General features: G+C 69.4%; 16 protein-coding genes. 2 read left to right on the top strand and 14 right to left on the bottom strand.

The features are described from left to right. Positions 1-262 precede the first annotated feature (262 nt). From FHY05_RS00620 to FHY05_RS00605, 4 genes are all read right to left on the bottom strand, one after another. Positions 263-2,467, bottom strand: coding sequence for a xanthine dehydrogenase family protein molybdopterin-binding subunit (locus FHY05_RS00620; protein WP_183942499.1), 2,205 nt, complete (start codon positions 2,465-2,467; stop codon positions 263-265). A gap of 165 nt (positions 2,468-2,632) precedes the next feature. Continuing rightward, positions 2,633-4,876 carry a xanthine dehydrogenase family protein molybdopterin-binding subunit gene (locus tag FHY05_RS00615; RefSeq protein ID WP_183942498.1) on the bottom strand — a complete coding sequence of 748 codons (2,244 nt, stop codon included), beginning with the start codon at positions 4,874-4,876 and terminating at the stop codon, positions 2,633-2,635. Continuing rightward, positions 4,873-5,838, bottom strand: coding sequence for a xanthine dehydrogenase family protein subunit M (locus FHY05_RS00610; RefSeq protein ID WP_183942497.1), 966 nt, complete (start codon positions 5,836-5,838; stop codon positions 4,873-4,875). Before FHY05_RS00610 ends, FHY05_RS00615 begins: the two co-directional genes overlap by 4 nt. After that, positions 5,835-6,344 (bottom strand): 2Fe-2S iron-sulfur cluster-binding protein, encoded by a 510-nt coding sequence (locus tag FHY05_RS00605; RefSeq protein WP_183942496.1) that lies wholly within the window; start codon positions 6,342-6,344, stop codon positions 5,835-5,837. Before FHY05_RS00605 ends, FHY05_RS00610 begins: the two co-directional genes overlap by 4 nt. A 121-nt stretch (positions 6,345-6,465) precedes the next feature. On the opposite strand from FHY05_RS00605, the gene FHY05_RS00600 reads away from it, so the two are divergent. Continuing rightward, positions 6,466-7,431 carry a glycerophosphodiester phosphodiesterase gene (locus FHY05_RS00600; RefSeq protein WP_260181122.1) on the top strand — a complete coding sequence of 322 codons (966 nt, stop codon included), beginning with the start codon at positions 6,466-6,468 and terminating at the stop codon, positions 7,429-7,431. Then, on the top strand, positions 7,431-7,709 hold the full coding sequence (locus FHY05_RS00595) for a hypothetical protein (RefSeq protein ID WP_183942495.1): 279 nt from the start codon (positions 7,431-7,433) through the stop codon (positions 7,707-7,709). The genes FHY05_RS00600 and FHY05_RS00595 overlap by 1 nt, the downstream gene beginning before the upstream one ends. A gap of 316 nt (positions 7,710-8,025) precedes the next feature. On the opposite strand, the gene FHY05_RS00590 is transcribed toward FHY05_RS00595, so the two are convergent. From FHY05_RS00590 to FHY05_RS00545, 10 genes are all read right to left on the bottom strand, one after another. After that, positions 8,026-8,319 (bottom strand): GCN5-related N-acetyltransferase, encoded by a 294-nt coding sequence (locus tag FHY05_RS00590; RefSeq protein WP_183942494.1) that lies wholly within the window; start codon positions 8,317-8,319, stop codon positions 8,026-8,028. Positions 8,320-8,329: 10 nt separating this feature from the next. Then, positions 8,330-9,730 carry a dihydrolipoyl dehydrogenase gene (lpdA, locus tag FHY05_RS00585; RefSeq protein WP_183942493.1) on the bottom strand — a complete coding sequence of 467 codons (1,401 nt, stop codon included), beginning with the start codon at positions 9,728-9,730 and terminating at the stop codon, positions 8,330-8,332. 95 nt (positions 9,731-9,825) lie between these two features. Then, positions 9,826-10,089, bottom strand: a complete 264-nt coding sequence (locus tag FHY05_RS00580; RefSeq protein ID WP_183942492.1) for a GIY-YIG nuclease family protein — start codon at positions 10,087-10,089, stop codon at positions 9,826-9,828. 124 nt (positions 10,090-10,213) lie between these two features. Next, positions 10,214-11,461 carry a 2-oxoglutarate dehydrogenase complex dihydrolipoyllysine-residue succinyltransferase gene (gene odhB, locus FHY05_RS00575; RefSeq protein ID WP_183942491.1) on the bottom strand — a complete coding sequence of 416 codons (1,248 nt, stop codon included), beginning with the start codon at positions 11,459-11,461 and terminating at the stop codon, positions 10,214-10,216. Between the two features lie 77 nt (positions 11,462-11,538). Beyond that, a complete protein-coding gene (locus tag FHY05_RS00570) occupies positions 11,539-14,511 on the bottom strand; it encodes a 2-oxoglutarate dehydrogenase E1 component (RefSeq protein WP_183942490.1) in 2,973 nt (990 codons plus the stop codon). Between the two features lie 84 nt (positions 14,512-14,595). Then, complete coding sequence (sucD, locus tag FHY05_RS00565) at positions 14,596-15,486, bottom strand: succinate--CoA ligase subunit alpha (protein ID WP_183942489.1); 891 nt, start codon at positions 15,484-15,486, stop codon at positions 14,596-14,598. 66 nt (positions 15,487-15,552) lie between these two features. Beyond that, positions 15,553-15,849 carry a GIY-YIG nuclease family protein gene (locus tag FHY05_RS00560; RefSeq protein WP_183942488.1) on the bottom strand — a complete coding sequence of 99 codons (297 nt, stop codon included), beginning with the start codon at positions 15,847-15,849 and terminating at the stop codon, positions 15,553-15,555. A gap of 52 nt (positions 15,850-15,901) precedes the next feature. After that, entirely contained in the window at positions 15,902-16,867 is a 966-nt protein-coding gene (gene mdh, locus FHY05_RS00555) for a malate dehydrogenase (protein WP_183942487.1), read from the bottom strand. A 126-nt stretch (positions 16,868-16,993) separates the two neighbouring features. Further along, the gene (gene zapE, locus FHY05_RS00550) at positions 16,994-18,088 is read right to left on the bottom strand and encodes a cell division protein ZapE (RefSeq protein WP_183942486.1); all 1,095 of its coding nucleotides are present in this window, start codon (positions 18,086-18,088) and stop codon (positions 16,994-16,996) included. A 269-nt stretch (positions 18,089-18,357) separates the two neighbouring features. Continuing rightward, a complete protein-coding gene (locus tag FHY05_RS00545; RefSeq protein WP_311732331.1) occupies positions 18,358-19,140 on the bottom strand; it encodes a succinate dehydrogenase iron-sulfur subunit in 783 nt (260 codons plus the stop codon). Between the last annotated feature and the right edge of the window lie 72 nt (positions 19,141-19,212).

Below are 19,212 nucleotides of genomic sequence, written 5' to 3'. Positions count from 1 at the left end.
GCAGGAGCCTAGGGCGTCAAGTGCGGCGCTCGCGGCCCTGGGTTCCTGCGTGCGCAGGGACACGGGGGCTTGCGGTCGGGCAAAGCCAGTGCCCTCCGCGAACATTGGCCACGCCGCACCGTTTCTCACCGTCATGCCGGACTTGACCCGGCATCCAAGCCTTCGATCACGCATCGCCTGGTTGCGATCGCGGCACCATGGATCCCGGCTCGAGGCCGGGATGACGACGCGAGTGGGCGGATGTCGGCGCGCAATCGTCCGCTCACACCGGCGGCAACGCGGCGAGCAGCGTGTCGAGCGTCGCGGGGACGTCGCGCACGCGCACGCCGGTGGCGTTGTGGATCGCGTTGATCACCGCCGCCCCCGCGCCCGAGATGCCGAGCTCGCCCACGGCCTTGGCGCCGGTCTGGTTGGCGGCGTCGTCGATCTCCTCGACGAAGTGGCACTCGATCCGCGGCACGTCGGCGTTCACCGCGACGTGATACTCGCCGAAGTCCGGGTTGACGAAGCGGCCCGAGCGCGGGTCGATCACCGCGGCCTCGCCGAGCGCGTAGCTGATCCCCCAGATCATGCCGCCGACCAGCTGGTTGGCCGCGGTGGCGCGGTTGAGCACGCGCCCGACATCGAACACGCCCACCATCCGCCGCACGCGCACCTCGCCGGTGACCGCGTTGACCGCCACCTCGGCGAAATGCGCGCCGTGGCTGGCCTGGCTGGTGCGCTTGGCCTGCTGCCCCGGCGTGCTGCGCCCCCGCGCGACGATCGGGGCGTCGCGGACGAGGTCGGTCAGCGGCACGGACCGCGACCCGGCGCTCACGACTCCGTCGCGCAGCACCAGTTCCTCCGGCGCGGCGTTCATTCGGCGCGCCAGCTCGGCGAGCACCTCCTCGCATGCGAGCGCCGCGGCGGAGGTGGCGCTGCCCGCGCCGAACGAGCCGCCCGAGCCGGCGGTGGGCGGCAGATCGGTGTCGCCGAGCCGGACCGTCACCGCGGCCGGCGCGAGGCCGAGGATCTCGCCCACGGTCTGTGCCAGGATCGTGTAGGTGCCGGTGCCGATGTCGGTCATATCGCAGGAGACGGTCGCCGCGCCGCCGGCGTCGAGCCGCACCTCCGCCTCGGCCGCCACCGTGAAGTTGCCGCGCAGCGCGGTCGCCATGCCGATGCCGATCAGCCACTCGCCGTTGAGCGTGGTGGCGGGATCGGGCACACGCGCGGGCCAGCCGAAGCGTCGCGCGCCCTCGTCATAGCAGTCGAGCAGGCGGCGGGTGGAGAACGGGCGCGACGTCGTCGGATCATAGGCCGGCTCGTTGCGGCGGCGCAGCTCGATCGGATCGAGCCCGAGTTCCTCGGCGAGCTCGTCCATCGCGCACTCGGTGGCGAAGGTGCCCACCGCCTCGCCCGGCGCACGCACCGGGCCGGTCGGCGGCAGGTTCACGCGGACGAGATCGGTCGTCATCCGCCGGGCCGCGCCGGCGTAGAGCGGGATCGTGCCGAACGGCACCGGCTCGACGAAGCCGGCATCGTCGTTCTGCTGCGCGACGCTCTCGTGCGCGATCGCGGCGATGTGACCGTCGCGGTCGCAGGCGATGCGGACGCGCTGGGTGGTGGGACTGCGATGGTGGACCAGATAGGCGGTATCGCGCCGCGGCAGCGCCACCTTGACGGGTCGGCGCAACCGCTCGGCGGCGATCGCCGCGAGGATCACCTCGGGGCCGACCCCGGTCTTGCCGCCGAAGCCGCCGCCGACATAGGGCGCGAGCACGCGCACCTTGTCGGGCGACATGCCGAGCGCGGTGGCGATCGTGTTTCGCGCGGCGCCGACGATCTGGTTGCTCGATCGGACGGTCAGGACGTCGCCCTCCCACCAGATCGTCGAGGCGTGCGGCTCGAGCGCGGCGGGGAAGTGCGCGGGGGTCGTATAGGTGCGGTCGAACACCACCTCGGCGTCGCGGAGCGCGGCGTCGAGGTCGCCGGTGTCGACGGGGGCGAGGAAGGCGGATCTGGGCTGGCGCTCGATCGGCAGGTCGGCGGCGTCGTAGCGGCCCCGGCTCGCCTCCGCCTCGACGCGAACCAGCGCCGCCGCCTCGCGCGCGATCGCCTGCGTCTCGGCGACGACCACCGCGACGGGCTGGCCGTAGTGGAACACGCGGTCGGTGCCCTGGCTCGGCATGGCGCGCGAGTTGGCCCCGCCCGCGGGGAGCCGCGGGTCGTCGTCGATCACCGCCAGCACGCCGGGCAGCGTGCGCGCCGCCGCGGCGTCGATGCGGGCGATCCGGCCGGCACCGACGGGCGCGCCGACGACCGCAGCGTACACGACGCCCTCGGGCGCGCGCTCATAAGCGTAGGAGGCGGCGCCGGTGACCTTGAGCGGTCCCTCCACGCGCGCCACGGCGACGCCGAGCACGCCCTGCACTGCGCGCGCCAGCCCGCCCGGCCGCTCCGCCGTGTCGATCGCCTGTTCGATCATCCTGCCTGGCCGAATTGTCCTGCCTGATCCTTAGAACCGGATCCATCGCAGCGGAAGCATGCTCCGGCGGACGCCGGAGCCCAGGGTCGCGGGAGCGGCGATCGTGGCTCTGGGCTCCTGCGTGCGCAGAAGCACGGTCGTGCTTGGGACAAGGCGGATCAAGCTTCAGTCTGGCAGGCCGGGCAGCAGCTTGTCGAGCGTGATCGGATAGTCGCGCACGCGCACGCCGGTGGCATTGTAGATCGCGTTGGCGATCGCCGCGCCCGCGCCCGAGATGCCGAGCTCGCCGATGCCCTTGGCGTGGATCGGGTTGGCATGGTGGTCGCGCCCGTCGAGGAACTCGACCTCCAGCTGCGGTATGTCGGCGTTGACCGGCACGTGATACTCGGCGAGGTCGCGGTTCACCACCTTGCCGTTGCGGCGGTCGTGGACCAGCTCCTCGCTCAGCGCGGCGCCGATCCCGAAGGTCATGCCGCCGAGGCATTGCGAGCGCGCGGTCTTGCGATTGAGGATGCGCCCCGCCTCGAACACGCCGAGCATGCGTACGACGCGCACCTCGCCCGTGACCGCGTTCACCTTCACCTCGGCGAAATGGGCGCCGTAGCTCGCCTGGCGCACCAGCTTCTCCTGGTGCCCGGGCTGGATCGTGCCGACGACCTTCATGCCGTCGCCGACCAGCTCGCTGATCTCCACGGCGCGGTTCTCGGCGATGGCGCGGCCGTCCTTGAGCGTCAGCTCCTCGGCGTCGACGCCCATCGCCTTGGCCAGCTTCTCGCGCAGCGCCTCGCACGCGACATAGACCGACGAGCCCGACGAGCCCGCGCCCCAGGAGCCGCCCGAGCCCGCCGCGGGCGGTGCCTCGCCGTCGCCGAGATGCACGATCACGCGCTCGAGCGGCAGGCCGAGGGTCTCGGCGGCGATCTGCGCCAGGATCGTGTAGGTGCCGGTGCCGATGTCGGTCATGTCGGTCGACACGATCGCGCGACCGTCCTTCGTCAGCTCGACCGAGGCGGACGACTTCTGCAGCATGTTCGAGCGCACCGCGGCGGCCACGCCCATGCCGTGGAGCCATTCGCCGCGGCGGTCGCCCGCGGTCTTCTTGCGCGCCGACCAGCCGAACGCCTCCGCCCCGCGGTCGAGGCACGGTACCAGCTGGCGGCTGGAGAAGGGGACCTTCTTCTCTGGATCCTGCTCGGGCTCGTTGCGGCGGCGCAGCTCGATCGGGTCGATCCCGATCACCTCGGCCAGCTCGTCCATCGCCGCCTCGAGCGCGAGCATGCCGACCGCCTCGCCCGGCGCGCGCATCGAGCCGGAGAGCAGCCAATTGAGCCGTACCAGCTTGTGGTCGGTCAGCCGGTTCTCCGCGGCATAGGCGAAGTGCGTGCCGATGCCGGCAGGCTCGAAGAAGTCCTCGCCCGGCAGGTTGCTCGCCAGCGTCTCGTGCGCGATCGCGGTGAGCTTGCCGTCATGGTCGGCGGCGAGGCGGATCCGCTGCTCGGTGTTCGAGCGACGCACCGTGGCGTCGAACACCTGCTGGCGCGCCATGGCTACCTTCACGGGCCGGTCGAGCCGCTTGGCCGCGATCGCGGCGGCGACGCTCTCGGGCGCGATGCCGAGTTTGGAGCCGAACCCGCCGCCGACGTAGCGCGAGATGATCCGCACCTGATCGTTGGCCACGCCGAGCGCCTGCGCGAGCTGCATCTGGTCCGACGCGACCATCTGATAAGAGCCGTGCAGCGTCAGCTTGCCGTCCTTCCACTCGGCGATCGAGGCGTGCGGCTCCATCGCGGCGGAGTTCTGGCTCGGCGTGGTATAGGTCTGGTCGACGGTATAAGCCGCGGACGCCATCGCGGCGTCGACGTCGCCCTGGCTCGACTTGGGCGGGATCTGGTCGGGTGGGGGGCGATCGGCCTCGTCGCGGTGCTCCTCGAAGACGAAGGCGCCTTCCGCCGGCTCATAGGCGACCTTGACCCGCGCGGCGGCGTCGCGCGCCGTCTCGAACGTCTCGGCGACGACGATCGCGACGATTTCGCCGTGATAGTCGACCTTCTCCACGCCCTGCGTCGGCGCTTTCTTCTCGCCGCCCTGCTGCGGGTTGCGGATGAAGCTGGGGTAATCGGTGATCACGTCGATCACGCCCGGCAGCGCCTTGGCCGCGTCGGCGACGACGTCGGTGATCGTGCCCGAGCCGAACGGGGCGCGCACCAGCACCCCGTAGCTGAGCCGCTCCGCCGGGTACTCCGCCGCGTAGGTGGCGCGGCCGGATACCTTGAGCGGGCCCTCGACCCGGTCGATCGGCTGGCCGATCACGCCCTGCGCGCCGCGGTCGAGCAGGCTGTCGGGGAGGGGCTTGTCCATCCGAAGCGAGCGGTGCTCGTCGCGGCCCAGGACCTTGTCGATCAGCGTCATTGCGTGAGATCCCGGAGCGTGGCGATGAGGACGCGCCGCGCGAGCGGCAGCTTGAAGTCGTTGCTGCCGAAGCCCTTGGCGCCGTCGAGCAGCGCGTCGGCGGCTGCCTCGAAGGCGGCGGTACCCGGCGCCTGGCCGACCAGCGCGGCCTCCACGGCCGGGTCGCGCCACGGCATGTGCGCGAGGCCGCCGAAAGCGAGCGCGGCGGATTCGATCCTGCCCTCCTCGACCGCGATCACCGCGGCGACCGAGACGAGCGCGAAGGCGTAGGAGGCGCGGTCGCGCACCTTGCGGTACGTCTGCCTGCCCTTCGGCGGGGCGGGCAGCTCGACATGGGTGATCAGCTCGCCCGGCTCGAGCACATTCTCGATGTGCGGTGTGTCGCCGGGCAGGCGGTAGAAGTCGGCGATGGGGATGCGGCGCTTGTCGCCGTCGCCGCGCTGGGTGACGATCACCGCGTCGAGCGCGCGCATCGCCACTGGCATGTCGCCCGGGTGGGTGGCAATGCACTGGTCGCTGGTGCCGAGGATCGCGTGGATGCGGTTGAAGCCGCCGATCGCCTCGCAGCCGCTGCCGGGTTCGCGCTTGTTGCAGCCGGCCGCGGTGTCGTAGAAATAGTAGCAGCGCGTGCGCTGGAGCAGGTTGCCGCCCGTGGTCGCCTTGTTGCGCAGCTGACCGCTCGCGCCGGCGAGCAGCGCGCGGCTGAGCACCTCGTACTTCTCGATCACGCGCGGGTCGGCGGCGAGGTCGCTGTTTGGCACCAGCGCGCCGACGGTGAGCCCGCCGTCCTCGCGCTCCTCGATCTGGGCGAGGTCGAGGCGGCTGATGTCGACGAGCTTCTCGGGCGTCTCGACCTGGAGCTTCATCAGGTCGAGCAGGTTGGTGCCGCCGGCGATGAAACGGCCGCCCGCCTGCACCGCCTCGGTCACGCTGCCGGCGCGGGCATAGTCGAAGGTCTTCATGCCGTCACCTCGCGCTGCTCGGCGGCGACCTCGCGGATCGCCTCGACGATATTGGGGTAGGCGGCGCAGCGGCAGATGTTGCCGCTCATCCGCTCGCTGATCTCACTCTCGTCGAAGGTGACGTCCGTCAGGTCGGCGGAGGCATGGCTGGGCCAACCTTTCTTCACCTCGTCGAGCATGCCGATCGCCGAGCAGATCTGCCCCGGCGTGCAATAGCCGCACTGATAGCCGTCGTGCTTCACGAAGGCGGCCTGGAGCGGGTGGAGGTTCTCGACCGTGCCCAGACCCTCGATCGTCATGATCTCGTCATCCTGGTGCATCACGGCGAGCGTGAGACAGGCGTTGATGCGGCGGCCGTTCACCAACATGGTGCAGGCGCCGCACTGGCCGTGGTCGCAGCCCTTCTTGCTGCCGGTGAGCCCGAGATGCTCACGGCACAGGTCGAGCAGCGAGGTGCGGATATCGACCTCGGTCTCGTAGGATTTCCCATTGATGGTGAAGTGCATGGACCGGCCCCTGACTAACGTGTGCGAAACGTCGCGGCCGCTCGGCGGGTCCGTGCGAACGATTCTCATGGGGCTGTTCGTCGTGCTGGCGCCGGGCGCGGCGCTGGCGCAGAAAGCGGGCATGACAGGACCCGCCCGCCCGCTCATCATCGCGCATCGCGGCGCGAGCGGCGAGCGCCCCGAGCACACGATCGCCAGCTACACGCGCGCGATCGAGCAGGGCGCCGACGTGATCGAGCCCGACCTGGTGCCCACCAAGGACGACGTGCTGGTCGCGCGCCACGAGAACGAGATCTCGGAGACCACCGATGTCGCGCAGCACCCGGAGTTCGCCGGTCGCCGCACCACCAAGACGATCGACGGTCAGTCGCTGACCGGCTGGTTCGTCGAGGATTTCACCTTGGCCGAGCTCAAGACGCTGCGCGCGAAGGAGCGGCTGCCGCAGCTGCGCCCCGCCAACACCGCGTGGGACGGCAAGGAGGCGATCCCGACCTTCGCCGAGGTGATCGCGCTGGCGAAGCGGCATCACGTCGGCATCTATCCCGAGACCAAGCACCCGACCTACTTCCGCTCGATCGGTCACCCGACGGACGCACTGCTGGTCGCGCAGCTGCGCACCGCCGGCTGGGACTCGCGCGCGGCGCCGGTGTTCATCCAGTCGTTCGAGGTCGACAATCTCAAGCGGCTGGCGACGATGACCAAGATCCGGCTGATCCAGCTCGTCGCCGCCAAGGGCGCGCCGGCCGACGGCGCCGCGCCGAGCTACGCGGCGATGGTGACGCCCGAGGGGCTGCGCGCGGTGGCGCGCTACGCCTACGGTCTCGGGCCGGAGAAGGCGATGCTATGGTCGGGCGCCACCGCGACGCCGCTCGTGCGCGACTCGCATGCCGCGGGGCTCAAGGTGCACCCGTGGACCTATCGCGCCGAGAACGTCTTCCTCGATCCGCGCTTCCGTCGCGGCGACCAGCCCGCCGCGCACGGCGACCTGGTCGCCGAGATTCGCGCGGCGCTGGGGCAGGGGATCGACGGGTTCTTCACCGATTTTCCTGCTATCGGAGCGGAGGCACGGGGGCGGGAGACGAAGTGATGCGTAGGATCGTGGTGATGATCGCGGCGGTGCCGCTGCTGGCGACCGGCGGGTGCGTCCGGACCGCCTGGAACGTCGCGACCTTGCCGGTCAAGGCGGTGGGCAAGGGCGCCGATCTGATGACCACGAGCCCCAAGGAGCGCGACGAGAAGTATGTCCGCCAGCAGCGCAAGCAGGCCGAGCGCGACGAGAAGGAGCGGCGGGAGCGCGAGAAGGCCTGCCGCAAGCATCCGGATCAGTGTCAGGCCGACCCGGGCTATGCGGGAGCGGGACGCTGAGGCGCTCGCCCGGCACGGAGTGAGGTGAGGGCGCACCTCGTCCCCCGTACTCCTGCGTCGGCGAGGAACCCAAGGTCACGGGCGATGCGCCGAGTACCTCTGGGCTCCTGCGGGCGCAGGAGCACCGCAGCTGATTAGCGCGAGGCCTCAGCATCTTGCGTCGCCCAGCGAAGGCGGGGGCCAGCTGGGAAGGCCGATGTGAGATCCACCGCCGTCCCCTACCTGCACCCCGGCCTCCGCCGGGGTGACGGCCGGATGTGGCGCGATCGATTATCCGATTACGTGTACGATTCCGCGGCCGCCTGCGCGCGAACCGCTACAACTTGCCGCGCCACGCCAGCGACTGCCCATTCAACGCAGCGAGGTCCGCCTGCCCCGCTATAACCGCCTCACCTAACGCGACGGCGGCGTCCAGCTGCTCATCCGTCGCGTGGCGGTAGGCGGGCCGTCCCGCGATCGCGTCATACCAGCGCCCGCCACAGGCGTGGTCGAGCAGGATGCGCTGGAAGCAATGGTCAGCGCGCACCGGCCAGTCGCGCGCGCGTGCCAGCCCCGGCATCACCTCGCGGGTGAGCGCGAGCCAGCGGCGCTCGCGCTCGTCCCGCGTCATAGCAGCCGTCTCAGATATGGATCGGCTTGCCGGTGACCGCCATCGCGGCCTCCTTGATCGCTTCCGAGTGCGTCGGGTGCGCGTGGCAGGTGTAGGCGATGTCCTCGCTGGTGGCGCCGAACTCCATCGCCTGCGCCGCCTGCGCGATCATCGTGCCGCCGACCGTGGCGATGCACCACACGCCGAGCACGCGGTCGGTCTGGGCGTCGGCGATCACCTTCACGAAGCCGTCGGGCTCGTGGTTGGTCTTGGCGCGGCTGTTGGCCATCATCGGGAACTTGCCGACCTTCACCTCGCCGCGCTCGCGCGCGACCTCCTCGGTGAGGCCGACGCCCGCGATCTCGGGCCAGGTGTAGACCACCGAGGGGATCACGTCGTGGTTCACGATGCCGTGCTGCCCGGCGATGTTCTCGGCCACGGCGATGCCCTCGTCCTCGGCCTTGTGCGCCAGCATCGGGCCGGGGACGACGTCGCCGATCGCCCAGATCCCGTCGACCTTGGTGCGGAAGTCGTGATCGATCTCGACCTGGCCGCGCTGGTTGATGGCGAGCCCGGCGGCCTCGAGGTTGAGCCCGTCGGTATTGGGCCGGCGCCCGATCGACACCAGCACGCAGTCGGCCTCGAGCGTGCTCGCCTCGCCGCCCTGCGCGGGCTCGAGCGTCAGCACCGCCTTGCCGCCCTCGACCGCGACGTTCGTCACCTTGGTCGAGAGCTTGAACTCGATCCCCTGCTTCTTGAAGATCTTGTTCGATTCCTTGCGGATGTCGCCGTCGAAGCCGGGCAGGATCTGGTCGAGGAACTCGACGCAGGTCACCTTGGCGCCGAGCCGGCGCCACACCGAGCCGAGCTCGAGCCCGATCACCCCGCCGCCGATCACCACCATGTGATCGGGCACGCGCGGCAGCTCGAGCGCGCCGGTGGAGTCGACCACCACCTGCTGGTCGATCGTCACGCCGGGCAGCGCGGTCACCGACGAGCCGGTCGCGATCACGATGTTCCTGGCGGTGACGCGCTGGTCGCCCACCGTGACGCTATGCGCGTCCTGGAACGCGGCGCGGCCCTTGAGCCAGGTCACCTTGTTCTTCTTGAAGAGATACTCGATGCCGCCGGTGAGCTGCTTTACCGCGTCGCGGCGCTGACCGTGCATCGTCTCCAGGTCGAGCTCTACCTGGGTCTTGATCCCCAGCTTGGTCATCGCACCGTTGGCGGCATGGTCGTACAGCTCGGAGGCGTGGAGCATCGCCTTGGAGGGGATGCAGCCGACGTTGAGGCAGGTGCCGCCCAGCGTCTCGCGGCTCTCGGCGCAGGCGGTGCGGAGCCCGAGCTGCGCGGCGCGGATCGCGGCGACATAGCCGCCCGGCCCGGCGCCGATCACGAGGACGTCATAGTCGTACTGCTGTTCGTCAGCCATCACTCTGCTCCATCGTGCTCCTGCGAACGCAGGAGCCCAGGGTTATCGCGAGGCGCCCTCTGTTGCTCTGGGTTCCTGCTGTGGCAGGAACAGGATCAGAACAGCGTCTCGTACAGATCCTTCCAACCTGGATTGGATCGCTCGATCAGGTCGAGCTTCCAGGCCCGCTTCCACTTCTTCAGCTGCAGCTCGCGCTGGCGAGCATCCTGTATGTCGTCGTGCGCCTCGTACCAGACAAGCAGCGTGCAGGCATATCGTTTGGTGAAGCCGTCGATGCTGCCGGTGCGATGTTGACTCGCTCGAGCCGGCAGGTTGCTCGTCACTCCCAGGTACAGCGTGCCATTACGTTGGCTTGCCATCAGGGAGACGTAACCGGGCTTCACCCCTTCATCCTAGACCGTGTTCATGCGCATGCAGGAACCCAGGGCAACGAACGTTACGCTTGTGACCCTGGGCTCCTGCGTGCGCAGGAGCACGCAGAACTTACAGGTCGATCAGGATCCGCGTCGGGTCCTCGATCGCGTTCTTCAGCGCGACGAGGAAGGTCACCGCCTCGCGCCCGTCGATCAGGCGGTGGTCATAGCTGAGCGCGAGGTACATCATCGGGCGCACCACCACCTGGCCGTCGCGGACCACCGGGCGCTCCTCGATGCGGTGCAGGCCGAGCACGGCCGATTGCGGCGGGTTGATGATCGGGGTCGACATCAGCGAGCCGAACACGCCGCCGTTAGAGATGGTGAAGGTGCCGCCCTTCATCTCGTCCATCTTGAGCGTGCCGTCCTTGGCGCGCTTGCCGAAGTCACCGATCGTCTTCTCGATCCCCGCGACCGACAGCGCCTGCGCGTCGCGGATCACCGGCACGACCAGCCCGTTGGGCGCCGAGACCGCGACCGAGATGTCGGCGTAGTCGTGGTAGACGATCTCGTCGCCCTCGATCGAGGCGTTGACCGACGGGATGTCCTTCAGCGCCATGGTCGCGGCCTTCACGAAGAAGCCCATGAAGCCGAGCCGGACGCCGTGCTTCTTCTCGAACAGGTCCTTGTACTTGGCGCGCGCCTCGATCACCGCGGTCATGTCGACGTCGTTGAACGTCGTCAGCATCGCGGCGCTGTTCTGCGCTTCCTTGAGGCGCTTGGCGATCGTCTGGCGCAGGCGCGTCATCTTGACGCGCTCTTCCTTGCGACCGCTCGCGGCGGCCACCGACGGGGTCTGCGGCGCCGGCGCGGCGGTCGCCTCGGCGGGCTTGGTCGAGGCGGCGGCGGCGACGTCCTCCTTGGTGAGGCGGCCGTCCTTGCCCGTGCCCTTCACGGTGGAGGGATCGACGCCGTGCTCGAGCACCGCGCGGCGCACCGACGGCGACAGCGCGGCCGGGGCGTTGGTGGTCACCGGCGTCTCGCCGTGATTCCCGTAGCCGCCCGCGACCGGCGCCGCCGCCTGGGGGGCGCTCGCCGCCGGGGCCGGAGTGGGGCTGGCCGGCGCGGCGGCGGCGCCGTCGCCGCTCTCGATCGTCGCGATCAGCGCGCCGACCTCGACCGTGTCACCGACCTTCACCGCGTGCTGGCCCATCACGCCCGCGACGGGGGAGGGGACCTCGACCGAGACCTTGTCGGTCTCGAGGCTGGCGATGGGCTCGTCGGCGGCGACCGCCTCGCCCGGCTGCTTCAGCCACTCGCCGACGGTGGCCTCGGTGATCGACTCGCCCAGCGTAGGGACCAGAACTTCGGTTGCCATTGTGTACCTCGTCATCCCAGCGCGGGGTCTAGCATCAAACGGGGCGCCCCGGCGTGCTGCCGGGGCGCGGGATCAGGTCAGGAGGAGGGCTGCGCCGCCTTCTTGGTGGTGTCGAGCTCGCGCGTGCGGCGGATCTCGTCGCGCACGTTGTGCCCGAGCGCGTCGGCGATCAGCGCGCCCTGCTCGGCCTGGTGGCGCTTCATCAGGCCGGTCGCGGGCGAGGCCGCGGCGGCACGGCCGGCGTAGCGCGGGCGCGCCACACGCGACCTGGCCAGCCCGAGCGCCTCCTCGATCAGCGGCTCGACGAAGAACCAGTAACCGTTGTTGCGCGGCTCCTCCTGCGCCCAGATCACTTCCTCCAGCGCGGTCAGGCGCGACAGCCGCTCGGCCAGCGCGTCGGTGGGGAAGGGGTAGAGCTGCTCGATGCGGACGATCTGCGTCTCGGTGTCGCCCGCCGCGTCGCGCGCCTCGATCAGGTCGTAGGCCACCTTGCCGGTGCACAGCACCAGCCGCTTGGTCTGCGCGTCGGGCGCGCCGTTGGTGTCCGACAGGATGCGGCGGAAGTGCGTGTCGCCGACGAAGTCCGCCGCGCTGCTGACCGCCAGCTTGTGCCGCAGCAGCGATTTGGGCGTGAACACGATCAGCGGCTTGCGGAAGTTGCGGTGCATCTGCCGGCGCAGCAGGTGGTAATAGTTCGCCGGCGTGGTGCAGTTGGCGACCTGGATGTTGTCGCCCGCGCACAGCTGGAGGAAGCGCTCCGGGCGCGCCGAGCTGTGCTCGGGGCCCTGCCCCTCGTAACCGTGCGGCAGCAGCATCACCAGGCCGTTGGCGCGCAGCCACTTGGCCTCGCCCGCCGCGATGAACTGGTCGATCATGATCTGCGCGCCGTTGACGAAGTCGCCGAACTGCGCCTCCCACAGCACCAGCGTCTTCGGATCGGCGAGCGCGTAGCCGTACTCGAAGCCGAGCACGCCGTACTCGGACAAGGGACTGTCGAGCACCTCGAAGCTGCCGTGCGGCACCGTCCAGAGCGGCACGTACTTGTGCTCGTCGTTCTGGTCGACCCACACCGCGTGGCGCTGCGAGAAGGTGCCGCGGCCCGAGTCCTGGCCGGACAGGCGCACGCCATAGCCCTCGTGGAGCAGCGAGCCGAACGCCAGCGCCTCGCCGGTCGCCCAGTCGAAGTTCTCGCCCGTGGCGAACATCTGGCGCTTGGCGTCGAGCACGCGTGCGAGCGTTTTGTGGATCGTGATGCTGTCGGGGACGGTCGTCAGCGTGCGGCCGATCGAGTCGAACAATTTCTGCTCGATGCCAGTATCGACGCTGCGGCGCGCGCTCTCCGCGTCGGCCGGCGCGTGCAGCCCCGACCAGCGGCCCGCGAACCAGTCCGCCTTGTTGGGCTTGTAGCTCGCGCCCGCCTCGAACTCGCCCTCGAGCAGGGTGGTGAACTGGCCGACATTGTCGTCGATGAAGGCCTGGTCGACCACGCCCTCGGCGATCAGCCGCTTGCCGTAGATCTCGCTGACCGGCGGGTGGCTGCGGATCGCCTTGTACATCAGCGGCTGGGTGAAGCCGGGCTCGTCGCCCTCGTTGTGGCCGAAGCGGCGATAGCACCACATGTCGATCACGACGTCGCGGTGGAACTTCTGGCGATACTCGATCGCGATCTTGGTCGCGAAGGTGACCGCCTCGGGATCGTCGCCGTTGACGTGGAAGATCGGCGCCTGGACGCCCTTGGCGACGTCCGACGGGTAAGGCGACGAGCGGGCGAACTGCGGGCTGGTGGTGAAGCCGATCTGGTTGTTGATGACGAAGTGGACGCAGCCGCCCGTGTTGTAGCCGCGGATGCCCGAGAAGCCGAAGCACTCCCAGACGATGCCCTGGCCAGCGAAGGCGGCGTCGCCGTGGATCAGCACCGGCAGCGAGCGCGCGTGCGTGTCGAGGTCCTTGGCGATCGTCTGGATCGCGCGGATCTTGCCGAGCACCACCGGGTCCGCCGCCTCGAGGTGCGACGGGTTGGCGACCAGCGACATATGGACGTGGTGCCCGTCAAACTCGCGGTCGGTCGAGGTGCCGAGATGGTACTTCACGTCACCCGAGCCGCCGATGTCGTCGGGGTGCGCCGAGCCGCCCGCGAACTCGTGGAAGATCACGCGCAGCGGCTTGGCCATGACGTTGGCGAGCACGTTGAGCCGGCCGCGGTGCGCCATGCCGAACACGATCTCGTTGACGCCCGCGGCGCCGCCGTACTTGATCACGCTCTCGAGCGCGGGGATCATGCTCTCGCCGCCGTCGAGCCCGAAGCGCTTCGTGCCGACGTACTTGCGGCCGAGGAACTTCTCCCACTGCTCGGCCTCGATCACCTTGGTGAGGATGGCCTTCTTGCCGGCGGTGGTGAACTCGACGCCCTTGTCCTTGCCCTCCATCCGCTCCTGGAGGAACTTGCGCTCCTCGACGTCGGCGATGTGCATATACTCGAGGCCGACGCTGCCGCAGTAATTGGCGCGCAGCGTGTCGACCACCTCGCGGATCGTCGCCCATTGCAGCCCGAGCGAGCCGCCGAGATAGACCGGCCGGTCGATGTCGGCGTCGGAGAAGCCGTGATAGTCGGTCTTGAGGTCGGCGGGCAGCTCGCGCGCCGAGGACAGGCCGAGCGGGTCGAGGTTGGCGGCGAGATGGCCGCGCACGCGATAGGTGCGGATCAGCAGCTGCGCGCGGATCGAGTCCGCCGCGGCCTTGACGATCGCGTCCTGCGACGGGGCAGGGGCCGCCGGCGCCGCGGGCGCGGGCTTGCCGCCCTTGGCCGGCTTGGGCGCGGGCTCCATCTGCGTCGGGTCGAGCCCGGCGGTGAGGTCGTCGGTGGTGGTGAGCGGCCAGCGCTTGCTCTGCCACGACGGCGCGCTCATCGACCCTTCCAGCCCCTCGAAGAAGCTGCGCCAGCCGGTCTCGACCGAGTCGGGCGATTCTTTGAAGCGGGCGTAGAGCGCGTCGATGAACGCCGGGCTGACGTTACCCGCGATGTCGCTGAAATCCTGGCCTTCGTAGCCCATGACGCCTCTACCTTCGTCGCTCCGGCCGCGCCGGGATCATGCCGTGCGCTGCCCCGGTGGATACCGGGGCAACGGCCGGGTCGCTTACTTGTTCAGCACGCTCAGCAGCGTCGAGCCCAGCTCGCTGGGGCTCGCCGCGACCTTGATGCCGGCCGCTTCCATCGCCGCGATCTTGTCCTCGGCGCCGCCCTGGCCGCCCGAGACGATCGCGCCGGCGTGGCCCATGCGGCGCCCCGGAGGGGCGGTGCGGCCCGCGATGAAGCCCGCCATCGGCTTGCTGCGGCCGCGCTTCGCCTCGTCGCGGAGGAACTGCGCCGCCTCTTCCTCGGCCGAGCCGCCGATCTCGCCGATCATGATGATCGACTGCGTCTCGTCGTCCGCGAGGAACAGCTCGAGCACGTCGATGAAGTTGGTGCCGTTCACCGGGTCGCCGCCGATGCCGACTGCGGTGGTCTGGCCGAGCCCGGCGTTCGAGGTCTGGAACACCGCCTCATAGGTCAGCGTGCCCGAGCGCGACACGACGCCGACCGAGCCCTTCTTGAAGATGTTGCCCGGCATGATGCCGATCTTGCACTCGCCCGGCGTCAGCACACCCGGGCAGTTCGGGCCGATCAGTCGCGACTTGCTGCCCGACAGCGCGCGCTTGACGCGGACCATGTCGAGCACGGGGATGCCCTCGGTGATCGCGACGATCAGCGGCACCTCGGCGTCGATCGCCTCGAGGATCGAGTCCGCGGCGAAGGGCGGCGGCACGTAGATCACCGACGCGGTGGCGCCGGTCTTGGCGACCGCCTCGGCGACGGTGTCGAAGTTCGGCAGGCCGAGCTCCTCGTGCGTGGTGCCGCCCTTGCCGGGCGTCACGCCGCCGACCATCTGCGTGCCATAGTCCAGCGCCGCCCTGGTGTGGAAGGTGCCGGTCTTGCCGGTCATCCCCTGGGTGATGACCTTGGTGTTCTTGTCGACGAGGATGCTCAAGTCCGTCTCCCTAGATCGGGCGATGTGCGTGCCCCGGCGAAGGCCGGGGCCCAGTTACGGCGGCGGTCATGGCGACGCGATGCGATCGTACAGGTCGTCCCACTCCGGGTTGAGCCCTTCGATCTCGCGCAGCTTCCACGCCCGCTTCCACTCCTTCATCTGCAGCTCGCGATGCCGGGCTGCCTCTATGCTCTCATGCGCCTCATACCAGACGAGACGATGACAGTGATGCTTCTTGGTGAAGCCGCCGATGACGCCACTGCGATGCTCCCCGATACGTTTGGGCAAATCGCTGGTGACGCCGATGTAGATCGTGCCGTTTCGTCCGCTCGCCATGATGTAGACGAAGCCGGCCTTCTCCACCGCGGGACTTCTCCCAACTGGGCCCCGGCTTTCGCCGGGGCACAGCTATTCCTTACGCCCCCAGCGAGCCGTCGATGCCCTTGCACGCCACGAGCAGTTCCTTGACCGCGTCGACCGAGACCTGGAGGTTGGCCTTGGCCTCTTCCGAGAGCGAGACCTCGACGATCTTCTCGACGCCGCCCGCGCCGATCACCACCGGCACGCCGACGTACAGGTCGTCGATGCCGTATTGGCCGGAGAGATGCGCCGCCGCGGGCAGGATGCGCTTCTGGTCGTAGAGATACGCCTCGGCCATCGCGATGCCGCTGGTCGCCGGCGCGTAATAGGCCGAGCCGGTCTTCAGCAGCGCCACGATCTCGCCGCCGCCGCCGCGCGTGCGCTTGATGATCTCGTCGACCTTCTCCTTGGTGGAGAAGCCCATCGCGATCAGGTCGCTGACCGGGATGCCGCTGACGGTCGAGTACTCGAGCACCGGTACCATCGTGTCGCCGTGGCCGCCGAGCACGAAGGTGTTCACGTCCTTGACCGACACGCCGAACTCCTCGGCGAGGAAGTGGCTGAAGCGCGCGGAGTCGAGCACGCCCGCCATGCCGACCACCTTCTGGTGCGGCAGGCCGGAGAACTCGCGCAGCGCCCACACCATCGCGTCGAGCGGGTTGGTGATGCAGATCACGAAGGCGTCGGGCGCGTTGTCGCGGATGCCCTCGCCGACCGCCTTCATCACCTTGAGGTTGATGCCGAGCAGGTCGTCACGGCTCATGCCGGGCTTGCGCGCGACACCGGCGGTGACGATGATCACGTCGGCGCCGGCGATGTCGGCGTAGTCGTTCGACCCCTTGATCGAGGCGTCGAAGCCCTCGACCGGACCGCACTGGCTGAGGTCGAGCGCCTTGCCCTGGGGTACGCCCTCGACCACGTCGAACAGGACGATGTCGCCCAGACCCTTGAGCGCTGCGAGGTGCGCGAGCGTGCCGCCGATATTACCGGCGCCGATCAGCGCGATCTTCTTCCGGGCCATCCCATCCCTCTCTGATGCCGAGCCGTGAATGGAACAGCCGCCTACGCCCTTCGGGCGCATCCGGCAACCCGCTAAAACCGGCCATGCCAAAGTTAAGTTGCACATCGTTCGCAGGAGCAATAAAGGTTAGCCGGTGCCGTGACCTTCGCTCAAGTAACTCTCGGAGCGCATCTCTTCCAGGCGGCTGGCGGTGCGGCGGAACTCGAAGGCGCCGTCGCCGCGCGGGTAGAGCTGGTCCGGCTCGGCGTCGGCGGCGGCGAGCAGCTTGACCTTGTGCTCGTACAACGCGTCGATCAGCGCGACGAAGCGCGCCGCCTCGTTGCGGTTGTCCGGGCCCAGGATCGGGATGCCGACGAGGATGACGGTGTGATAGCGCCGCGCGATCGCGAGATAGTCGGCCGCGCCGCGCGCCTCGCCGCACAGCTTCTTGAACGCGAACACCGCCACGCCCTTGAGCGTCTTGGGGACGCGCAGCGCGCGGCCCTGCACCACCAGCTCCTCGCTGGGGACATGGTCGCGGTCCTCGGGCGGATAGTCGGTGAGGCGATAGAACGCCGCGGAGAGCTCGGCGGTGGCCTGCTCGCCGTTGGGGACGAGCCAGGTCTTGTGCGCGCCCAGCCGGTCGCGGCGATAATCGACCGGCCCGTTGAGCGCGAGCACGTCGAGCCGTTCCTCGATCAGCGCGATGAAACCGAGGAAATGCTCGCGGTTGAGCCCGTTCTTGTAGAGGTCGGCGGGGGCGCGGTTGGAGGTGGTGACGACGGTCACGCCGGCCTCGATGAGTGCGGTGAACAGCCGCGACAGGATCATCGCGTCGGGCGAGTTGGTCACCATCATCTCATCGAAGGCAAGCAACTGCGCCTCGTCGGCGAGCGCCTCCGCCACGGGAAGGATCGGGTCTCCTTCCTCCTTGCGTCGCTCCACCGCGATGCGCGCGTGGACCTCGAGCATGAACTCGGCGAAGTGGACGCGGCGCTTCTTCGCCACCGCGACGTTAGCGAAGAACAGGTCCATCAGCATCGACTTGCCGCGTCCGACGTCGCCCCAGAGGTAGACGCCCCTGGCGGGCACGCGGCGGCGGCGGAACAGGCCGATCGTGCGCGGCTTCTCCAGCTCCTGCGCGAGCGCGTCGAGCCGCAGCGCGGCGGCTTCCTGCTCGGGATCGGGGCGGAGTTCGTCGTCGGCGATCAGGCGCCGGTATGCGTCACTTACTTTTCCCATCGTCACCCTTCGCGACGCTGCACCGCAGCATGGGGACGTCTGTGGGGACAGCGGGTGAGGGGATCAAGCCTCGCGACGGTGACGTTGTGTGACGGGGGTGGAGGCAGTGACCTGATGTGGAGGTGCGCGCGCCTCTGTCGTCGTGCCTCGAAGGCCGGGGACCAGGTGGGATAGCCGTCGTGAAACTCGCCACCGCCACCCAACTCGGCCCCGGCCTTCGCCGGGGCACAATGGGAAGCGGCGTGAAGGCTAGCGACCGTCCCCTCCGATCAGACGATCCGCTCGACTTCCATCTTCTTGATCTCGGCGATCGCCTTGGCCGGCGACAGGCCCTTGGGGCAGACGTTGGCGCAGTTCATGATCGTGTGGCAGCGATACAGGCGGAACGGATCCTCGAGCGCGTCGAGCCGCTCGCCGGTCATCTCGTCGCGGCTGTCCGCGAGCCAGCGGTACGCCTGAAGCAGGATCGCCGGGCCGAGGAACTTGTCCGAGTTCCACCAGTAGCTCGGGCACGAGGTCGAGCAGCAGGCGCACAGGATGCACTCGTACAGACCGTCGAGCTTGGCGCGCTCCTCCGGCGACTGGAGCCGCTCCTTGCCCGCGGGCGGCGGCGTCACGGTCTGCAGCCACGGCGTGATCGAGGCATATTGCGCGTAGAAGCGCGTGAAATCGGGGACGAGGTCCTTGATCACGTCCATCGCGGGCAGCGGCGTGATCTTGATCTCGCCCTTCACGTCCTCGATCGCGGTGGTGCAGGCCAGGCCGTTGCGCCCGTCGATGTTCATCGAGCACGAGCCGCAGATGCCCTCGCGACACGAGCGGCGGAAGGTCAGCGAGCTGTCCTGCTCCGACTTGATCTTGATCAGCGCGTCGAGCACCATCGGGCCGCATTCGTCGAGGTTGACCTCGAACGTGTCGTAGCGCGGATTCTCGCCCGAGTCGGGATCGTAGCGATAGACCCTGAAGTTGCGCATCGTCCCGCCCGGCTGCGGCGAGGCGACCTTGCGGCCACCCTTGATCTTGCTGTTCTTGGGGAGCGTGAACTCGGCCATGCGGGTCTCTACTTCGTTGGGCCGTCGGCGCGCAGGAGGCGCACCGGCGCCGTTCAAGGGGGCGGGTACACG

Origin of the sequence: Sphingomonas sp. BK580 (assembly GCF_014194975.1) — a bacterium.
In the GTDB taxonomy this organism is placed as follows: Bacteria; Pseudomonadota; Alphaproteobacteria; order Sphingomonadales; family Sphingomonadaceae; genus Sphingomonas.
The sequence above is the reverse complement of the archived record's forward strand: the minus strand, read 5'-3'. Positions and strand labels throughout refer to the sequence as shown.

What these genes read in the sequence shown, in the direction of transcription:
- FHY05_RS00615 (WP_183942498.1), bottom strand. Translation starts at nt 4,876, where the DNA reads ATGACGCTGATCGACAAGGTCCTGGGCCGCGACGAGCACCGCTCGCTT.
- FHY05_RS00600 (WP_260181122.1), top strand. Translation starts at nt 6,466, where the DNA reads ATGACAGGACCCGCCCGCCCGCTCATCATCGCGCATCGCGGCGCGAGC.
- lpdA (WP_183942493.1), bottom strand. Translation starts at nt 9,730, where the DNA reads ATGGCTGACGAACAGCAGTACGACTATGACGTCCTCGTGATCGGCGCC.
- FHY05_RS00595 (WP_183942495.1), top strand. Translation starts at nt 7,431, where the DNA reads ATGCGTAGGATCGTGGTGATGATCGCGGCGGTGCCGCTGCTGGCGACC.
- FHY05_RS00590 (WP_183942494.1), bottom strand. Translation starts at nt 8,319, where the DNA reads ATGACGCGGGACGAGCGCGAGCGCCGCTGGCTCGCGCTCACCCGCGAG.
- FHY05_RS00580 (WP_183942492.1), bottom strand. Translation starts at nt 10,089, where the DNA reads ATGGCAAGCCAACGTAATGGCACGCTGTACCTGGGAGTGACGAGCAAC.
- FHY05_RS00610 (WP_183942497.1), bottom strand. Translation starts at nt 5,838, where the DNA reads ATGAAGACCTTCGACTATGCCCGCGCCGGCAGCGTGACCGAGGCGGTG.
- zapE (WP_183942486.1), bottom strand. Translation starts at nt 18,088, where the DNA reads ATGGGAAAAGTAAGTGACGCATACCGGCGCCTGATCGCCGACGACGAA.
- FHY05_RS00545 (WP_311732331.1), bottom strand. Translation starts at nt 19,140, where the DNA reads ATGGCCGAGTTCACGCTCCCCAAGAACAGCAAGATCAAGGGTGGCCGC.
- FHY05_RS00620 (WP_183942499.1), bottom strand. Translation starts at nt 2,467, where the DNA reads ATGATCGAACAGGCGATCGACACGGCGGAGCGGCCGGGCGGGCTGGCG.
- FHY05_RS00605 (WP_183942496.1), bottom strand. Translation starts at nt 6,344, where the DNA reads ATGCACTTCACCATCAATGGGAAATCCTACGAGACCGAGGTCGATATC.
- odhB (WP_183942491.1), bottom strand. Translation starts at nt 11,461, where the DNA reads ATGGCAACCGAAGTTCTGGTCCCTACGCTGGGCGAGTCGATCACCGAG.
- mdh (WP_183942487.1), bottom strand. Translation starts at nt 16,867, where the DNA reads ATGGCCCGGAAGAAGATCGCGCTGATCGGCGCCGGTAATATCGGCGGC.
- FHY05_RS00570 (WP_183942490.1), bottom strand. Translation starts at nt 14,511, where the DNA reads ATGGGCTACGAAGGCCAGGATTTCAGCGACATCGCGGGTAACGTCAGC.